Annotated in this window: 1 protein-coding gene; it reads right to left on the reverse strand. The window is 62.1% G+C overall.

Translation table 11 applies throughout. From position 1 onward, the window contains the following. On the reverse strand, positions 1-219 hold a 219-nt coding region (locus tag F6S12_RS33590; protein ID WP_315870093.1), incomplete at both ends, for an immunoglobulin-like domain-containing protein.

Raw genomic sequence — 219 nt, forward strand, 5'->3', positions numbered from 1 at the left:
TTCCAGGTTCTCGAAGTTACCGCCTTCGGCCTTGGTAATGGTGGCTTCGACTTTGCCGGCGTCTTTGTACACGTCGTCAGCCGGAGCGGCGACGGTGGCAGTACCGGAAGTAGCGCCGGCGGCGATGGTGATTACCGCGCCATTGCTCAAGGTCACGGTGACCGGGGTGCCGGCTGCATTGGTCAATGTGGCGGTGTAGACGATGGAGCCGCCTTCGGT

The sequence above is a fragment of the Pseudomonas sp. JV245A genome (assembly GCF_032424515.1).
GTDB lineage: Bacteria > Pseudomonadota > Gammaproteobacteria > Pseudomonadales > Pseudomonadaceae > Aquipseudomonas > Aquipseudomonas protegens.